General features: G+C 34.5%; 16 protein-coding genes and 1 pseudogene. 3 read left to right on the top strand and 14 right to left on the bottom strand.

Features of this window, described 5'->3' with window-relative positions:
- Window positions 1-118: 118 nt before the first annotated feature.
- The gene (locus BAQ44_RS04200) at window positions 119-1,045 is read left to right on the top strand and encodes a DMT family transporter (protein ID WP_071720950.1); all 927 of its coding nucleotides are present in this window, start codon (window positions 119-121) and stop codon (window positions 1,043-1,045) included.
- 115 nt (window positions 1,046-1,160) lie between these two features.
- The gene (locus tag BAQ44_RS04195; RefSeq protein WP_071720949.1) at window positions 1,161-1,685 is read left to right on the top strand and encodes a DUF4871 domain-containing protein; all 525 of its coding nucleotides are present in this window, start codon (window positions 1,161-1,163) and stop codon (window positions 1,683-1,685) included.
- A gap of 293 nt (window positions 1,686-1,978) precedes the next feature.
- Here the strand turns inward: BAQ44_RS04195 and BAQ44_RS04190 are convergent, their stop codons facing one another.
- The 14 genes and pseudogenes from BAQ44_RS04190 to BAQ44_RS04130 form a co-directional block, all read right to left on the bottom strand.
- Window positions 1,979-3,178 (bottom strand): NAD(P)-dependent malic enzyme, encoded by a 1,200-nt coding sequence (locus BAQ44_RS04190; RefSeq protein ID WP_071720947.1) that lies wholly within the window; start codon window positions 3,176-3,178, stop codon window positions 1,979-1,981.
- A 59-nt stretch (window positions 3,179-3,237) separates the two neighbouring features.
- Window positions 3,238-4,584, bottom strand: coding sequence for a 2-hydroxycarboxylate transporter family protein (locus BAQ44_RS04185; RefSeq protein WP_071720945.1), 1,347 nt, complete (start codon window positions 4,582-4,584; stop codon window positions 3,238-3,240).
- Between the two features lie 122 nt (window positions 4,585-4,706).
- Window positions 4,707-5,414, bottom strand: coding sequence for a response regulator (locus BAQ44_RS04180; RefSeq protein WP_071720943.1), 708 nt, complete (start codon window positions 5,412-5,414; stop codon window positions 4,707-4,709).
- On the bottom strand, window positions 5,411-7,015 hold the full coding sequence (locus BAQ44_RS04175) for a sensor histidine kinase (RefSeq protein ID WP_061676990.1): 1,605 nt from the start codon (window positions 7,013-7,015) through the stop codon (window positions 5,411-5,413). The genes BAQ44_RS04180 and BAQ44_RS04175 overlap by 4 nt, the downstream gene beginning before the upstream one ends.
- A gap of 78 nt (window positions 7,016-7,093) precedes the next feature.
- The gene (locus tag BAQ44_RS31915) at window positions 7,094-7,912 is read right to left on the bottom strand and encodes a methyl-accepting chemotaxis protein (RefSeq protein WP_462934490.1); all 819 of its coding nucleotides are present in this window, start codon (window positions 7,910-7,912) and stop codon (window positions 7,094-7,096) included.
- Window positions 7,913-8,032: 120 nt separating this feature from the next.
- Window positions 8,033-9,046 (bottom strand): annotated as a pseudogene (locus BAQ44_RS31910) (HAMP domain-containing protein); the annotation flags it as partial.
- Window positions 9,047-9,323: 277 nt separating this feature from the next.
- Window positions 9,324-10,070 (bottom strand): C39 family peptidase, encoded by a 747-nt coding sequence (locus tag BAQ44_RS04165; protein WP_063261627.1) that lies wholly within the window; start codon window positions 10,068-10,070, stop codon window positions 9,324-9,326.
- 13 nt (window positions 10,071-10,083) lie between these two features.
- A complete protein-coding gene (locus BAQ44_RS04160) occupies window positions 10,084-10,905 on the bottom strand; it encodes a hypothetical protein (RefSeq protein WP_061676993.1) in 822 nt (273 codons plus the stop codon).
- A gap of 206 nt (window positions 10,906-11,111) precedes the next feature.
- A complete protein-coding gene (locus BAQ44_RS04155; RefSeq protein ID WP_084669460.1) occupies window positions 11,112-12,362 on the bottom strand; it encodes a sensor histidine kinase in 1,251 nt (416 codons plus the stop codon).
- A complete protein-coding gene (locus BAQ44_RS04150) occupies window positions 12,359-13,030 on the bottom strand; it encodes a response regulator transcription factor (protein ID WP_071720937.1) in 672 nt (223 codons plus the stop codon). Before BAQ44_RS04150 ends, BAQ44_RS04155 begins: the two co-directional genes overlap by 4 nt.
- Window positions 13,031-13,180: 150 nt before the next feature.
- The gene (locus tag BAQ44_RS04145; RefSeq protein WP_071720935.1) at window positions 13,181-13,885 is read right to left on the bottom strand and encodes a metallophosphoesterase family protein; all 705 of its coding nucleotides are present in this window, start codon (window positions 13,883-13,885) and stop codon (window positions 13,181-13,183) included.
- 650 nt (window positions 13,886-14,535) lie between these two features.
- Window positions 14,536-15,372: an ankyrin repeat domain-containing protein gene (locus tag BAQ44_RS04140; protein ID WP_249024720.1), complete on the bottom strand. Its 837-nt coding sequence runs from the start codon at window positions 15,370-15,372 to the stop codon at window positions 14,536-14,538.
- Window positions 15,373-15,664: 292 nt separating this feature from the next.
- Entirely contained in the window at window positions 15,665-16,168 is a 504-nt protein-coding gene (locus BAQ44_RS04135; protein ID WP_071720933.1) for a nitrous oxide reductase accessory protein NosL, read from the bottom strand.
- 131 nt (window positions 16,169-16,299) lie between these two features.
- On the bottom strand, window positions 16,300-16,554 hold the full coding sequence (locus BAQ44_RS04130) for a hypothetical protein (RefSeq protein ID WP_000857649.1): 255 nt from the start codon (window positions 16,552-16,554) through the stop codon (window positions 16,300-16,302).
- 253 nt (window positions 16,555-16,807) lie between these two features.
- Between BAQ44_RS04130 and BAQ44_RS04125 the strand changes: the two genes are divergently transcribed.
- Window positions 16,808-18,112 carry a CitMHS family transporter gene (locus BAQ44_RS04125; protein WP_000880453.1) on the top strand — a complete coding sequence of 435 codons (1,305 nt, stop codon included), beginning with the start codon at window positions 16,808-16,810 and terminating at the stop codon, window positions 18,110-18,112.
- Window positions 18,113-18,142 lie beyond the last annotated feature (30 nt).

Raw genomic sequence — 18,142 nt, 5'->3', positions numbered from 1 at the left:
TATCTGACCCCTTAATAAAACTAATATCTGATACTTTTTACAGTACCAGAAGTTATATATAATTCCTTTTATCATGTCACACATAAAAAATCAAATACTCGAGAGGAGATGCATGATCATGAACAACAATAGACGGATTGGACTCATTATGATTATTACAGGAGCTACCTTATGGGGATTATCTGGCCCAATGATTCAGTGGCTATTTCAACATACTAACGTATCATCAATTGATTTTTTGACGATACGCTTGTTGCTTGCGGGAATATTTATTTTATCTTTCTTACTTATAAAAAAACAAAACATATTTCAAATTTGGAAACATCCTAGACATTCTATACAACTTATTATTTTCTCTATTCTCGGCATGCTCGGTGCCCAATATGCCTTTATCGAAACCGTTCATATTAGTAATGCTGTTACAGCGACATTGTTTCAATTTCTAGGTCCTGTTCTTATTGCCATTTATATCGCATTTGAACAACGAAAATTCCCTGCTTCTCTGCAACTACTCGCAATTATAACAGCACTAACAGGGACGTACTTTATTATTACAAACGGTTCAATTGAAAATATTGTTTTATCAAAAGAAGCCATTATTTTTGGTCTATTAACAGCAATTGGCTTTGCATTTTATACCCTTCATCCAGCTTCTCTTATTAAAGAATGCGGAACAACTGTAGTAATTGGCTGGGGGATGTTAATCGGCGGCATTGCCCTGCTTATTTGTAATCGCTCGTTTGAATGGAATCAGCTTTCACAAACTTTTACACCAAAAACTTTTTCTATGCTTATTCTTATCATCATAAGTGGCACCCTTTCTTTCCTTCTTTATATCGGTAGTCTGAAATATTTAGCAGCAACAGAAACAAGCATTTTATCTAGCATTGAACCACTTGTAGCTGCCATTGTTTCAATCGCTTGGCTAAATGAATCCTTTGGAGCATATCAATTACTAGGCGGCGTATGTATCGTTCTTTCTGTTATTTTCTTAACGATGCCGCAAAAAGAACGAGAACCAACCTTTACAACTGAGCAAATATAAAAAATGTCAAAAGAGGTCGTACAAAACTTACGACCTCTTTTGACGTTTTAAAGGAATTGTCCCGCTTTCTAGCAAATACAATTACACTAACAATAAAAATTAGGAGTGTGACACCATGAAAAAAATTGGAACTATGCTACTTTTCTCCTTTCTCATCGCTGGATGCACACAAGCACAGCCTGATTCAGAAGCACCTAAAAAAGAAGCTATCGCAACGTCATCCACTCAAGTTAATGCACCTTCCTTCTTTCATCTTAGCGTTTTAAAAGATGTAAATTGGGAAGAAACACCCTCCTTCATACAAGAAAAAATACCTTTAAAAGGCATCGAAGAAAAAGTCGCAATGGCTGATAAACCTATTATCGCAAATGAACACAATGAAATGATGTGGTACTTTTTAGATCCTGAAATGCCAACTGGAAAACTATCTATTGTTGCACTAAAACAAGGATCAGTAACCCCAACACCCGTACTCTTTCAACAAGAAGATTCTAAACCAACTTGGACTACTTCAAATACAATTGATTCTACTACAACCGAACTCCCACTCACTATGTCACTACCTTCATCTGGATTATGGGTATTAAACATATATGTAAATGAAAAATATTATGAGCAATTTGTAATCACCGCTAAGTAAAGTGACAAAAATAAAGCACTTTCTTACAACAATGTAATTTCTACGTCATGTACTTCGATAGTTGAAGTATCTCTCTTCTCTTATACTTAAAGTAAGAAATGAAACGAGGAGAGATGAGAGATGAAAAAAGTGATAGAAGTGATCGTAGCAGTAACTGAGGTTTTAGTAAATGGTAAACAAGTTGCAATGGAATTAAATAAATAGTGAAGAAACATAAATAATTCTACACTTCTTCATTATTTTGATTTCTTATCTCAAAAAAGCAGTGCCTTTTTAGGCACTGCTTTTTGCTATTAATAACTTGGTATTGTCGTAATTTGCGCCACGCCTGAATCAATAGCTGCCTTAGCTACTGCTTCCGCAACACTTGGAACAACTCTTTTATCTAACGGATTCGGGATTACATAATTCGTATTACGTTCTTCGTCCGTAATGATGTTAGCGATCCCATATGCTGCCGCTAATTTCATCTCTTCTGTAATATCCGTCGCGCGCACATCTAACGCACCACGGAATATCCCTGGGAACGCCAATACATTATTTACTTGATTCGCATAATCCGAGCGCCCGGTTCCTACTACAGCTGCCCCAGCCTCTAATGCATCCTCTGGGAAGATTTCTGGAATTGGATTCGCCATAGCAAACACAATTGCTTTCTCATTCATCGTTTGTACAAGTTCTTTCGTTAATACGTTAGGAGCAGATACACCAATAAAAATATCAGCTTGATGAATCGCTTCTTTTAACGTTCCACGCACATATTCTCGATTTGTCTTTTTAGAAACTTCAATTTGTGCTTCGTTCATCCATGATTCACCTTCACAAACAATACCTTCTAAGCTAACTAACGTAATGTGTTTTGCACCAGCCTTTAATAATAATTTTCCAATTGCAATTCCTGCCGAACCCGCACCGTTAATAACAATTTTTACATTATCCATTTGTTTGCTAACAACTTTTAATGCATTAATAACAGCTGCCAAGACGACAATAGCGGTTCCATGTTGATCATCATGGAATACAGGAATATTTATTTCTGCTTTTAATCGCTTTTCAATTTCAAAACAACGTGGTGCCGCAATATCTTCTAAGTTAATTCCTGCAAACGTAGGCTCTAAATTTTTCACAAGGGTAACGATTTCATCCACATCAGTCGTACCTAAACATAACGGGAAAGCATCTACATTCGCAAATTTCTTAAATAAAATACTCTTCCCTTCCATAACAGGCATAGCTGCTTTCGGTCCAATATTCCCTAAACCAAGTACCGCTGTTCCATCTGAGACAACTGCCACCATATTACCGCGTGCTGTATAGTCATACACTTTTTCTTCATCCGCCGCAATTGCTTTGCAAGACTCCGCTACACCTGGTGTATATGTCAGGCTTAAATCATCCGCTGAATTTACTTCTACTTTACTTGTAATTTCAATTTTCCCTACTAATTCTTTATGCAATAACAATGATCTTTCATTAATTTGATTCTCTAACATACTTATAATCTCCCCTTAATTTGACAAGCTAGCTATATGAATATAGCTAGCTTGTTTGATCATGAAAACATTTTTAATAAAATTGTCGCTGTTACAACCATTGCTGCCCCGCCTAAACGTGTTGAAATTTGCGCAAACGGCATTAATTCCATACGATTTGAAGCTGATAAAATAGCAACATCTCCAGTTCCACCTAAACCACTATGACATCCCGTTACAATTGCTGATTCAACTGGATACATTTTCATCACTTTCCCTACAAGAAAACCTGATGCTACCATTGTAAGAACAACTGATGCGCACACAACAACATATCCTACTGAAAGAACTGCTGCTACGTCTTTTAGCGGAATATATAGCAACCCTAATCCGACCATTAACGGCCAAGTTAAATTCTTCGAAATAAATTTATATAAATGGAATGCTCCTTGCTCCATTTTTGCTGGCATTAATTTAAAATATTTCACAAGTGCTGCTGAAAAAATCATAATGATTGCTCCAGGAATACCGATGAACTTAGAAGCAAATCCTCCAAAGATGAAAAACGTACACGCAATTAATAAACCTGCTCCCATTAATGAGAAGTCAATTGGCTTCTCTGTATTTTGTTCTTTTAATAACTCTGCTTGATTATCTGTTTTCACTAATACACCGTTACCACTAAGTTCCGGCTTCTTCTCACCTAAACGCTTCATATACCCTGCACTCACGATTGCGAACATATTTCCAATAATAGCCGCTGGAATAAGCTGCGATACAAACGTTGCTGATGATTCATTTAAAATATCACTATAAGCTAATGACAATGGTAAAATCCCTTCTCCGATACCACCACTCACAATGGGTACGATGATAAAGAAGAAAGTTTGCTTCATTTCAAATCCAAATAGTGAACCGACCAATAATCCTACTGCTACAGAAGCTAACGTCCCTACTACTAAGGGAATAAACATACGAACGAAACCTTGTACTAACACTTTACGGTTCATTCCTAAAATACTTCCGACTACTAAACAAGAAATATATAAATATAAAAAGTTCGATTTTTTCATTAACATAGTTGCAGCTTCCATTGAAGCTGGATTCATCCAGTTAAAGAATACAAGTAATGATGGAATAAATAACGAAAGTATTGCTGGACCACCGATATTTTTAAAAATTGGAATTCTCATCCCAATGTCGCCTAAGAAAATACCCATGATCATAATAACTGCAAATCCACCAATCATATCTGCTGGCAATTTATTATATACAGATGCCCCATAAATAATAGCAGCCAATACTACATATAACGGTAAAGGTATAACACCGATTTTTACATTCATAATTTTAGAAGCGAACGATTCTCTTTGTACTTCATTTCCTTCAGAAAATGATACCGCTTCCACATTCTTTTGAATTCCCATATGGCACCCCCTTGTTTTCTTAATAACAATATTAAAACGCTTTCAATAGTAAAAATAGTTTTTGTAAGTTTTGTAATTGATTTTGTAATTAAAAAAAGTATAAGCGACTTATAATAAGTCGCTTATACGTAAAACTCTATTTTTTTTTGGTCAATACATCTTAATTTACTCACTGGTCTTCCCACATGTTGATACACCATTTCGTTTTCTAATACTCCAATTTCAGTCAAAAACATTACATACTTTCGAATAGAAACTCTTGAAACTCCTACTAATTGTGCCATTTCGTCTGTTGTAAATGCTCGTCCATTCAACGACTCGATCTTCTGCCAAATTAATTGCATCGTTTGCTTCGTTAATCCTTTCGGAAGCTCTTTAGTAACAGTAGGCTCTTTTTTTTCTTTTTGCAAAATTAACGAATCTAATTCGGATTGACTAATTTTTTGTTGTTCTTTCATGAAAGTAAGTTTTTCTCGATATATAGTTAATGCCTTTTTAAATCGTTCAAATGTAAATGGTTTAATTAAATAATCTACTACGCCATATTGTAATGCTTTTTTAATACTCCCCATATCATGTACAGCTGAAATCATTATAATATCGATTTCTTTTTCTTGGTTCCGAATATACATTAAAAGCTCAAATCCAGTCTCTTCAGGCATAAAAATATCAAGTAATACTAAATCTACTCGTGATTTCTCTAATACTTCTATCGCTGATTTTACGGAGTTAACTGCTTGAACAAGTTCAAACCCTCCTACTTGCTCTAAATAATGCGTATTTAACATTGCTACCATCGGGTCATCTTCTACAATTAAAACTTTAATCATATTTGTCTCTCATCCCTACCTTTAGGTATTTCAATTGTTATCGTTGTTCCCTTTCCTACTAATGAATGCATATGAATTTCCCCATTTATTCGCTGTATACTTTCTTTTACAAGATACAAACCATAACCACGGTTATCTCCCTTTGTGGAATAACCTTTCGTAAATAATGCCCCTATTTCTTCTTCTGGTATACCTTTCCCCGTATCTTGTACTGTAATGATTAATGTATCACCATATTGTATCTCAAGTTCAACTTGCTTCTTTTCACAATTCGTCACTGCCTCTAATGCATTATCAATTAAATTTCCGACAATCGTAATTAGTTCATGAATAATACTTTCATCATCTATTTCCGGCATGTAAGAGTCTTCACTTATGATTAATTTTATATTTTTCTCTCTAGCATAGCTAAGTTTCCCAAGTAAAAAACCAGCAAATACTGGACTTTTTACTCTTTCCATAACCCCACCAATTTCATATTGATGCTCTGATACCATACCGCTTATATACTTCTGCAATTCTTCATACTGCTTCATGTGTGTAAGCCCTAATACGACATGCATTTTATTCATAAATTCATGCGATTGTGCCCGTAATGCTTCCGCATATAGTCTAATACCAGTTAATTCTTCTGCTAATTTTCTAATCTCTGTTTTATCACGAAATGTTGCAATCGCACCAACTATTTCTCCTTTTACATATAAAGGAACACGATTCGTCACAATCGTAATTCCATAAATATTTTGTTCTTCGTTTAATTGTACCTCTCCCGTTTGTAATACTTCTTTTATACGTGAATTAGGCATATACAACTCAACATCTTTACCAATAAAATCTTCTTCAAGACCACTTTTCTTAAACAATCGTTTTGCCTCATTATTTATTAAAGTTACATTGGCCTCTTTATCTACAGCAATAATACCTTCCTTTACAGATTGTAGCATCGTATTTCTTTCTTCAAGAATTTTTGCTATCCTGTGAGGTTCAAGACCAAATAAACTTTTCTTTATATGTCTAGCTAGTAATATTGCTCCTATAATTCCGACTAGTACTCCAACTCCAACTCCAATATAAATGATATGTCTACTTTCCTTAACTCTCTCTTTTACATTATCTGCTGAAATACCAACGGCCACCGCTCCAAGTTGTTCACCTGTTTCAGAAAATACAGGTACAAACACTCGCATTGAAATACCTAAAGTTCCTTCTGCCAGCGATACATGTTCCTTTCCTTTCAATGCAGGCCCTTCATCTCCCCCAATAAAATGATGACCTATTTTTTGAGGATTTGGATGTGATTTTCTTATTCCATTCATGTCCATAACTACAATAAATTGAACACCTGTGTTTTTTAATATTCTATTTGTATACGTTTGGATTGCAGAAGTATCTGCTTTCCCAGTCAAACCATCGATTACAATCGAATCATTCGCCACAATGTGTGCAATTGTTTTTGCTTTCTCTGCTTGGCTATCCTCCGTCGTCCGTTCTACATTATGACTAATTAATATATCTGTCACAAGTAAAGAAAAAATTACAACTGTACAAACTAACAATGTAATCGTTTTCCATAAATTCCATAGTCTTTTTCTTTTCTTCATCCCGTTAATGACTCCCCTAATTGCTAAATAGAAAAATAAGTAAGGTGATATTATTTTCACCTTACTTATCTGCTGTTATTATACTTTAAATTTACTAGTCATCGCTTGTAGTTCTTCGGCCATCTCAGCTAAATTTTGCGAAGCTGAACTAATTTCTTCCATTGAATTCATTTGTTCCTCTGTTGAAGCAGCAACACTTTGCATACTAGCTGTATTTTCTTCTGCAGCCGCTGCAATTTCATCAATAGCATTTGTCACTTCATTTGCATCTCCAGCAATTCTCTTCGTTGTTTCTACCATTTGATTTACTTGAGAAACAATATGTGTAGTAGAACTTAAAATTTCCGTAAAACTTACTTTCGTCTTTGTTACAACATCAAGGCCTTGTTGAACTTCCCCATTCACATTATCCATCGCCTTAACAGTATGTTCAATATCAGCCTTAATTTCTGCAATTAAATTTGCAATCTCTCCAGATGATTCTCCTGATTGCTCCGCTAATTTTCTAACCTCATCTGCTACAATAGCAAACCCTCGGCCCTGTTCACCTGCTCTTGCTGCTTCAATAGCCGCATTTAAAGCTAATAAGTTCGTTTGAGTAGCGATGTTTTGAATTGCTTCAGAAATAGCTCCTACCTGTTTTGATTTCTCATCAAGAAGTTTAATAATAGCATCTGACTCGGATACTGATTTAGAAATAGACTGCATTTGTTTTGCTGCTTGTTCAACCAATTCTTCCCCTTCTTCAGCTCTTTCTCTCGCATGTAATGAGGAGATAGAAATTGATTCCGCGCTTCCATTTACATCTTGAATTGCTGTATTTACTTGTTGTAATGTAGCCGCACCTTCTTCAACACCTTGACTTTGTGATTCAGCCCCACCTGATACTTGTTCCATTGCAATTGTAATTTGATCTGTCGCATCATTCGCTTGCTGTACGCTCGCTGTTAACTCTTCAGCCGATGCAGCGACATGTTCTGCTGAAAAACTAATTTGAGTAATCACATCTTGTAAAGAGGCAGACATTTCATTGAAGGAATCCCCTAATTTCCCTATGTCATCCTTGGAATGGATTGTAATTTTCTCTGTCAAATCTCCCTTACTAATTTTATGTGCCGAGTCAGCTATTCTTCTTAATGGTCTTGTAATAGACTTTGTAATGAAATAAATTAATACACTACCAAATACAATAGCGATAGCTATGACAATAAAAGTCTTATAAAATACTGGATTCGTAGCTTGGGTAATTTCTTCGTCGAACATAACTCCAACTACTTTCCATCCTGTTTTCTCATTTGTTGCAAAGATTAAATTTTTTTTATCACCTTGTTCTGTATAAGACACATTTCCTTGTTTATCTTCATAAATTGGTTTAATCCAAGGATCAGTAACTTTTGCACCTGGTTTTCTGGATGGATGACTAACAATTTGCTTATTTTGATCTAAAATAACTGCATAACCTTTTTCACCAATATTAATCATTTTGGAAATTTTTAAGATGTTATCTAAATTTAAGTTAATTCCTATAACACCTTTACCATCTTTTACTTCTTTAGCAATTGTCACTACCATATTTTTGGTAGATGCTGATTGATATGGTGCAGTAACAATTACTTTCCCTTTATTCTCATGCGCTTCTTTATACCAAGATCTATCTGTTGGATTATACCCATCAGCCATTTGGATAAATGGTTCTCTTATAAACTTTCCCGTCTGCGTTCCAATATAAATGCCTTCTACTTCTGGATGAAGTTTTATATATTGTGCTAACTTCGTTCTTACTATTTCTTCTTGCCCGTTTGGATATGTATCCTCTGTTAAGATGTCTGCAAAGTATGCTGCATCAACAAATTTCTCTTCTATATTTTGAGAAATAACAGTATTTAAAATCGAAATGTTTTCCTTTGCTTTACCTGTGATTTGTTGTTCAAAATTTGTTTTGGCAGTTTGATATGAAACACCACCGATAATAAGTCCTGGTATAGTTAAAATAAGAAAGAATGAAATGATTAATTTTTTCTTGATACTCATACATTTAACCCAGTTAAATATTTTTTGCATAATAAGCCTCCTTTATGTAATGTGAATACTTGTGTAATTTTATACAATCAACATATATAAAACAATATATAATGATAACATGTAATTTTTTCGTCAATTATGCATTTTTACATATTCACTACTTCTAAAGTTTTAATCATAAAAAATAAGAGAACTTCAGCTTATATAATAAGCTGAAGTTCTCTTATTTCTTAACAAAATACACCCTCACAAAATCCTCTTATAATTCCTTACATCCCCTTCCTTACTAATTGCTTTTCACATAACTAATCGCCTGACTCCCCATTTGCATCCATGCCTCTTCAAAACGATCTCTCGGTACTTTTACATCCAAACTTTCACTGAGAGGATCTCGAATATATACAAATTCCTTATCATATCCAACAAGCACAACACAATGCTCATTATACGTAATAGAAACATCTCCGCTATTTGTTTCCCATGTAGTAAATTCATCCTCATCTAATGGTGCAAATGTTGCATTCGTAATCATAACTACCGGTTGTCCTGATTTTACACTCTTATACATTTCTTCTATACTCTTCCCTGTTAAGTCTACAGCTTTATTAGGTAAATATTTTTTTGCTAATTGAAAAAGTGGTTCATGATATACACCATATCCAGATTCAGAAAAAGTATAAATATTTCCTACAAATCCTTCATTCGGATTCCCTCTTACACCCTCATCTAAAAAATTAACCTTTTTGATTTCACTTGCCAATTGCATCTTATCTACTGAAACACCTGCATATTGTAATAACATCGCTAAGCTCGTTACTTCGCATCCTCTATCTAGCTCTGGTAATTGCTGAATTAAAGGTACATTTGATAAGATAACCTTGTCATCATTATTACTAAACTCCGCTTCTTTTCCGCTTTGTATATTGAAAAATGTTAACTTCTCCATATACTTTGTAATTCCATTTGTATATACGTTCCATACTGCTATACCGAGTAAGGCCATACATAAATACCACTTCCATCTCCGTATCACTCTCACGCCCTTTTTAGTTCGTTAAATAAGAATAAAACGCGTCAGCATCCGTGCGAATCACCGGTACAAAATTTAGTTCTTTTCCTTTTTCAGGCTGATCTTTTTTTATTTTTTCGGCTAATTCTTGAACGTTCATATTCGTTTTATCCATATTAAGCTCATCTGCCATTTGTAATACTTTTTGCTCATTAATTTCTTTTAATACTTGATATATATCTTTACCATACAAATCAATATGATATTTTTTTGCTTCTTCCTGTACTTTTTGTTCATACACTTCTTGTGCTAACGTTTCTATCTCTTTTCCTTTTTGGGAAATACCTAACTCCCCTGCTTCCTCTCTTACTTTCGTTCCATAGATTTCTTCCTCAATGTCCTCTATTTCTTTTCCATTTGCCGAAATGCCTAATTTATCCGCTTCATTGTTAATTTTAATCGTATTAATTTGATTAATTAAATTTACAATCGTTGTATTCTCTATAGATATGCCTAGCTTTAACGCTTCTTGCTTTATTTTTGTTTCATAGATTTCTTCTGAAAGAGTTCCAACGTCTTTTCCTTCAATCGAAATTCCTAACTGTTCTGCTTCCCTTCCTACTTCCGTCTCATGGATTTCTTTTTCTAGCGTAATTTGTTCTTTCCCTTCCGTTTCAATCCCTAAATTCTCTGCCTTTTCTTCTGTATGTACCGCATGTATCTTTCCATTATTTAATTGTTCTTTACTACGCTGCGTGTAATTTGTCTTTCCTTTTGATGTTTCAGAAGGAGAGGCACCGCCTAATATACTTAAACTCATTACTCCAATAGTGAATACCGTCATCATTTTCTTTTTCAAAATTAATTCCTCCCTCTTACACTTTCTTTTACATCATTCCCTATACATAATCGAAATAACGTTATGATCGATATAATCTGCTCAAATACCTTTTTATAATCGCTTCTTCATACGGCGAACTTTCTGTATATCATACATGTTATAAATAGTTTCTTAACTTTCCCTTAAAAAAAGACGACCTTGTAAAAACAAGATCGTCTTCTCACTTATATTCTTTGGTTTTTAGGAAGAATCACTTCAAAACAAGTACCCTCTTCCCATTTGCTCTCTACTAATATTTTCCCATAATGCTTGTCTACAATCCAATTCGCGATTGAAAGGCCTAATCCAGCTCCTTCTGACGCACTTCTCGCTTTATCCCCTTGATAAAAACGATTAAATAGTTTGGGGATATCCTCATCTTTCACTCCTATCCCATCATCTTTCACTCGTATACGAATCGAACTGTTCGTTTGCGTACAATCGATTTGAATATGACCACCTTCATTCGTATACTTCATCGCATTGTCTAACAATATGACCATCATTTGATGAATTCTCTCTCTATCACCCATAAATGATATACCATGCTCTACTTTTAATATCATCTCTTTTTCTTGATAAGAAGCAATCTCCTTATATGGATCTACTATTTCTTCTAACAATGTATCCATTTCAAATGTTTTCTTATCCATCTCAATTTGATTAGAATCCGAACGTGCTAACAATAATAAATTAGCTACAAGCTTAGATAACCGTCTACACTCCTTTGAAATCGTAGAAATATCCATCGCTTTTTCTTCTATTGTCGCAGATGGTGACTGAAATAATATATCTGTTTTGGATTGAATAACCGCAAGCGGTGTCCTTAATTCATGCGATGCGTCCGAAACGAATTGCTGCTGTTTTTCCCATGATTTTTGAATGGGTACGAGCGCCCTTCCGGCTAAGAAAAAGCCGATGCCTATCGCAAATAGGCTTCCTACACTACAACCTATAACAAGAATTAAAAATAAAGTATTTAACATTTCTTCTTCAGCTGTTGTGTCACGTACAATTTGAACTATTTTCCCATCTTCTTTAAACGCAAAGGTTCTAAAATATCGTCCTTGTACTTCAAGATCTTGCAAATCCCCTAACTTCTTTGGAAAAAACTGATCCAAATTCCCTTCAAAGCTAGAACGAAATTTATGGTTATCTCCCTCTATCTCTACTACTTTCCCATTCCAAGTTATTCTAGTTACCCGTGGATCTCCAATTTTAATGTTCTCCATACGTTTTCTTGGTAATATTTTAGCATCTAATTTTTTTCCAAACTGAGCCATCATTTTTATAGATTGATCCATTTCATTATAAATCCGCTTATATGTGTACGAATAAATAATACTACCTAATACGCCTATCAAAATGATAAATACTAACGAATTCAATATAGTCAATCGAATGCGCGTCTTCTGAAACATACTTCCCTTTTTCATTGTTCTTTTAATATGTATCCAATACCTCGAACGGTTTGAATATCTTTCTGATAACCGAATGGCTCTAATTTTTTACGTAAATGATGTACATACACTTCTACAATTGCTACTGTCGTATCTGAATCAAATCCCCAAACACGATCGAAAATTTGTTCACGCATTAAAATCTTTCCGCTATTTTGAACAAGGTACTCTAAAAGCTCATATTGTTTTAATGTTAGCTTAATACTTTGTCCATCTACTTGAACATCTTTATCTTTTCCGAACAATTCAATCCCTTTATAGCAAATGGTCTGCTTTGTTGTTAAACTACCGCTTCGTCGTAACAAAGCACGAATTCTTGCTTTTAATTCTGGGGCCTGAAACGGCTTAACGATATAGTCATCCCCACCAAAGTCTAACCCTTTCACTCGATCTTCTAGAGAGTCTCTCGCTGTCAAAAACAGGACTGGTGTTTCAATCTTTTCATCACGTATTTTTTGAATCACTTCAAAACCGTCCATTTCTGGCATCATCACATCAAGCAAAATGGCATCATATATATTTTGCAACGCTAGAAATAACCCATCTTCTCCATTCAATGCTGTATCTACTTCAAATTCATCGCGTAATATTTGGACAATAGACTCTAATAAAGAAGCGTTATCTTCTACTACGAGTAAGCGCATATTCTCACCTTCCACCATATTGTTCAATTCTATTTATAATTATATTTTAACGTTTTTCTCGATATAAAATTGGGAAGATTTATTATAAAAACTCTTCCTTAAATTTTGCTTAATAAAAAATTGAAAGAAATAAGATTCCTCTTATCTCTTTCAACTTTTTACTACGTATACCTTTTTACTCGGCAACTCTAAACAATTTAGCTGGCCACCATATACAGCACCGCCATCAATCCCTATAATACGATTACTACCAAAATATACTCCGCAATCCTCACTACCATGAAGCGTTTTTGTTTCCGTATGACCAAATACAACAACCTTTTCGCCACTATATCCATTATGAAATTCATTACGGATCCACATTAACGTGTATGGTTCAGATTCAGAAACTCGTTTCATTGGCTCAACACCAGCATGTACAAATATATACTCTTCTGTTTCAATGTAATGATCTAATTCTTGAATAAATTTTACATGTTCCTCTAAAACATGAGATTGTAACATTGGTTTTTGGAAGGCTTCTTCATTAACCACAATATCTTTCTCTACAAATCCATAGCTATATAACGTCTTATCTCCACCATTCCTTTTGACCCAATGGTTCCATGAACGTTCCTCATCAGTCGTTAACGCTTTAATCATCATATCTTCATGATTGCCCTTTAGAACGAGGGCTCCCTCTTCTTTTAACCCCTTTACCTTTTCAATTACAGCACGCGCATTGGGACCACGATCCACATAATCCCCTAATAAAATTAATTGATCTTTTCTTGCATCGTATTGAGCTTCTTCCAATAACTGTTCGAACTTTTCTATTTCTCCATGAATATCACTAATAACAAGAATTCTTTTCATATTATCCCTCCTCTTTCTAATTATAGTTCAAAACGTCAGAAAGTTCCGAACTGTAATTCCGAATCACATTTATTACAAACTAAACTATTATCCTTACAACAATGTAAGTCTCTTGTCATCCAATTCGATAGTTGCGATTGCTATATTTTCTTATACTAAAAGTAAGAAATGAAACAAAAAACAAGGAGAGATGAGAGATGAAAAAAGTGATGGAAGTTGTAGTAGCAGTGGCAGAGGTTTTCGTAAATGGTAAACAAGTTGCAATGGAGCTAAACAAATAATGAAAAGGACAAAATTCATTCTAGACCCTTTACTCATATAAAAGAGATAAGACTTCTTCATTTTTTTGATCCCTTATCTCCTTGTAAAGAAAACCGCATTCTGAAAAAGGATGCGGTTTTCTTATTGCTATGTTCATTTACACACTTTATTATTCATAGTCAATTATAAACAAGTAAAATCTCTGCTTACATTGTTTTTAACTCAAGTTCTGAAAATCTCATTTTTCTCCTCCTTAGTTACTATGTATCTCTCCCTCTCTTCAAACAATTTTTCCAACAAAAAAATCCCATTCACATACACATTACTGAATCCATCATACGAAATGACTTCTTCATCCTGTCTATCTAAATGGGATTATTTCATACTTATTATTCCATCGGTTGTGGCTGTGGCTGTACGACTTCATTCGCTCCAGCTACCCTCAACATATTTGCAATATCTTTAAAACCTCTTTTTTCAGCATATTGCAGTGGTGTAATATTTTCCTTATTGGCCATATTTACATCCGCCCCGTGGTCAATAAGCATTTGAATTACTTTCTTATGACTTTCACTACCATTTCCTAATACGATTGCTTCTACTAAAGCTGTTCCACCACGAGCATTTCTATAATTCACATCAATATCCGTATGCTCTAATAACTCTTTTACGACCTCTACATGGCCACGTTCAGATGCAGAAATGAGTGCTGTTCCACCCGATTTAGTAATTTCTTTCGTATTAACCCCTGCATTAATTAGTAGCTTTACAATGTCTGTATATCCTTCTCTACTTGCATAAAGAAATGGATTACTTTGTTTCTCATCTTTACTTTCAATATTAGCCCCCGCACCAATTAATGCTTTAACTGTCTCTACATGATTTTGATACGTTGCTGCAAGGATAGGCGTTTCTCCATTGTCACCTTCTACGTTTATATTGGCTCCATCTTGAATCAGCTTCATAGCTGTTTCAGTGTCTCCAAGAGTCGCAGAAAGTAGCAACTGTTTGTCCATTAAATTTATACTTTTTTCTTCTTTAGGTTCTTCCTGTTCTTTATGCTTTTCTTTTTTCTTTTCGTTTTTCACATGAACCGGTTTCGATTCTGGCTCCTCTTGCTTATCGCAAGCCACTACCGTCATTAAAAGTCCTAATAACATACATAATAAAATTTTTTGTTTTCTCACAACTACAGCTCCTATGAAAGATAATGTTTTCTTAACCATTCCTCCATCACATACAATAACTCTTCTTGATTACATTTATCCATAAGCCCTTTATATTCCTTCTTTAATCGGATTATCTAAACTTATACCTACGTTTCTCAACCTATATTAGCGCAGCAATTAGTTTAGCACGATTTTACCGCATTTGTATACATTTCTAAAAAGTACATACATGATTGCTTTAGGTTACTATATTCCATTGTAACCGTTCTTCTAAAAATTTGACACCTTTTCTATATTTGCACCTGAGTAATAATAAAAAAGACAACTATGTAGTTGTCTTTTTCTATTATTAATGGTGTCCACCGTGATTTCCCGTTTTCGGCTTCCCCATCATCTCTTTATTCATTTCCCATTTATGCGCTGCTAGCTCTTTATATGAAAGAACTTTCCCTTTATAGTTAGACACAAAATTCTCTGCATCCTTTTTACTTTCAAATGAAATAACATTATAAGCCATCGGTGTCGTTATTGTTTTATCATATACATAAGTCGCATCTTCTAATGAAATCCATTCTTTCGAATCATAATCGCGAACAAATTTTTCTTTCGTCTTTTCTCCTGGATTAATCTCCATCCATTTATACATACAACCGATATCATCAAACTTTAACGCTTTTCCATTTTCTAAAATAACTTCTGTTGCAAATTGATTATCCATTACCCCAATTTGGCAAATATCACACTTATCATGTTTCTCATCAATTACCACAGCCTCTGCTTGCTTCTTGCCACATCCTACTATTGTAAAGACAAGAAATAAGCATATAGCAAGCATCACATACTTTGTTCTCATTTTATTTCCTCCCTAACCGTATCTTCCACTAGGAGAATATCAAAAACTTGTGTGAGATTTGTGAAAAAACAATGTGACTTTTGTAATATATGGAACAAAAAAGATGTGTAGTCATATCTACACATCTCTCATCATTCACAACCTGTAATTAATAAATCGTCTTCTAACTTAACTAATAATGTATCTGTATTAATTTGCTGTCCAACAACTACATTTACTAACCTTATATTTCCACTAATACCGATCGCAACTTTTTCAAGTTCACCGTTATTTTTTCGGATCATCATTAATTTTTCCCACTCATATACGTAAGAAGATTCTTTAACAAAAATCTCTTCTACTTTTCCTTCATAAGAACTATAAATCTCTTCCATTCTCGTTTTCATATAAAATCTACTCCCTATTTCACACTTCAATATTTTCATCTTATTCTACCATTCTTACGGAGAGCAGCTTACTTTTTAAAAATTCAAATTAACTCCTGTGAACAAAATGACCAAAATAAAAATTATGCTTCTAATGATGTTATTTTTCAAATTATTTACCATTTGAATGATTGATTTTATGATAAACAAAAAACATTTTATCTGAATTTTCATTACATTTTGAAAGCGCAATCATTTTTGAGGGGGAGATTACATGTTAGCACTACTTGGATTTGCGATGGTATTTGTCTTTATGTTTTTAATTATGACGAAACGTATGTCAGCACTAGTAGCATTAATATTAATTCCAATTACTTTCGCATTAATTGGCGGTTTTTATGCAAATATGGGACCTATGATGTTAGAAGGGATTCAAAAACTAGCACCTACTGGTATTATGCTTATGTTTGCTATTTTGTATTTTGGAATTATGATTGATAGCGGTTTATTCGATCCTGTCATTAGTAGGATTTTGAAATTTGTAAAAGGCGATCCTTTAAAAATTGTTGTTGGTACAGCGATTCTTACGATTATCGTTTCATTAGATGGGGATGGAACAACAACGTATATGATTACTGTTTCCGCAATGTACCCACTATATAAACGCCTTGGAATGAATCCACTTATATTAGCTGGGGTTGTTATGTTAGGAGCAGGAGTAACAAATCTTACACCGTGGGGCGGACCGACAGCTCGGGTTATGAGTGCTCTTGGACTAGACGCATCAGAACTCTTTACACCACTTATACCAGGAATGATCGCTGGTGCAATTTGGGTCGTTTTCGTTGCTTACTACCTTGGAACAAAAGAAAGAAAACGATTAGGAATTATGGATGTACAATATTTAAAGCAAATGCAAACGATGGATGAGCAAGCTGCAACAGTAGAAGCTGCCGTTCATAAACGCCCTAAGCTTCTATGGATTAACTTTTTATTAACTGTTACCTTACTTGTCTGCCTTATACTAGAAGTTATGCCGTTACCTGTTTTATTTACAATTGCTTTTGCGATTGCTGTTATGCTTAACTATCCGAACTTAGAACAACAGAAAGAACGTATTGCTTCTCACGCAGGAAACGTATTAGCGGTTGTTTCTCTCGTATTTGCCGCTGGAATTTTCACTGGTATTCTATCAGGAACAAAAATGGTAGATGCAATGGCTCAAAGTGTAGTCACTCTTATACCAGACGCTCTTGGACCACAACTACCAATTATTACAGCTCTTCTTAGTATGCCGTTCACATTTTTCATGTCCAATGATGCATTTTACTTCGGAGTATTACCTATTTTAACGAAAGCTGCCGCTGCTTACGGAATTAGTGCAGCTGAAATGGGACGTGCTTCATTACTCGGGCAACCTGTTCACTTATTAAGTCCTCTTGTCGCTTCCACTTATTTATTAGTCGGAATGGCCAAAGTTGATTTTGGTGAACATCAACGCTTCACTTTATTGTGGGCAGTTGGAACGACAATGGTGATGTTGATTACTGGAATTGTAATTGGGATTATTCCAATATAAGACGCAAAAAACAGTAGAAGAAATGTAATT

Origin of the sequence: Bacillus mobilis, assembly GCF_001884045.1 — a bacterium.
Lineage (GTDB): Bacteria > Bacillota > Bacilli > Bacillales > Bacillaceae_G > Bacillus_A > Bacillus_A mobilis.
The sequence above is the reverse complement of the archived record's forward strand: the minus strand, read 5'-3'. Positions and strand labels throughout refer to the sequence as shown.

Coding starts and splice junctions, on each gene's coding strand:
- BAQ44_RS04200 (WP_071720950.1), top strand. CDS start 119: ATGAACAACAATAGACGGATTGGACTCATTATGATTATTACAGGAGCT.
- BAQ44_RS04195 (WP_071720949.1), top strand. CDS start 1,161: ATGAAAAAAATTGGAACTATGCTACTTTTCTCCTTTCTCATCGCTGGA.
- BAQ44_RS04190 (WP_071720947.1), bottom strand. CDS start 3,178: ATGTTAGAGAATCAAATTAATGAAAGATCATTGTTATTGCATAAAGAA.
- BAQ44_RS04185 (WP_071720945.1), bottom strand. CDS start 4,584: ATGGGAATTCAAAAGAATGTGGAAGCGGTATCATTTTCTGAAGGAAAT.
- BAQ44_RS04180 (WP_071720943.1), bottom strand. CDS start 5,414: ATGATTAAAGTTTTAATTGTAGAAGATGACCCGATGGTAGCAATGTTA.
- BAQ44_RS04175 (WP_061676990.1), bottom strand. CDS start 7,015: ATGAAGAAAAGAAAAAGACTATGGAATTTATGGAAAACGATTACATTG.
- BAQ44_RS31915 (WP_462934490.1), bottom strand. CDS start 7,912: ATGGAACAAGTATCAGGTGGGGCTGAATCACAAAGTCAAGGTGTTGAA.
- BAQ44_RS04155 (WP_084669460.1), bottom strand. CDS start 12,362: ATGAAAAAGGGAAGTATGTTTCAGAAGACGCGCATTCGATTGACTATA.
- BAQ44_RS04150 (WP_071720937.1), bottom strand. CDS start 13,030: ATGCGCTTACTCGTAGTAGAAGATAACGCTTCTTTATTAGAGTCTATT.
- BAQ44_RS04145 (WP_071720935.1), bottom strand. CDS start 13,885: ATGAAAAGAATTCTTGTTATTAGTGATATTCATGGAGAAATAGAAAAG.
- BAQ44_RS04140 (WP_249024720.1), bottom strand. CDS start 15,372: ATGGTTAAGAAAACATTATCTTTCATAGGAGCTGTAGTTGTGAGAAAA.
- BAQ44_RS04135 (WP_071720933.1), bottom strand. CDS start 16,168: ATGAGAACAAAGTATGTGATGCTTGCTATATGCTTATTTCTTGTCTTT.
- BAQ44_RS04130 (WP_000857649.1), bottom strand. CDS start 16,554: ATGAAAACGAGAATGGAAGAGATTTATAGTTCTTATGAAGGAAAAGTA.
- BAQ44_RS04125 (WP_000880453.1), top strand. CDS start 16,808: ATGTTAGCACTACTTGGATTTGCGATGGTATTTGTCTTTATGTTTTTA.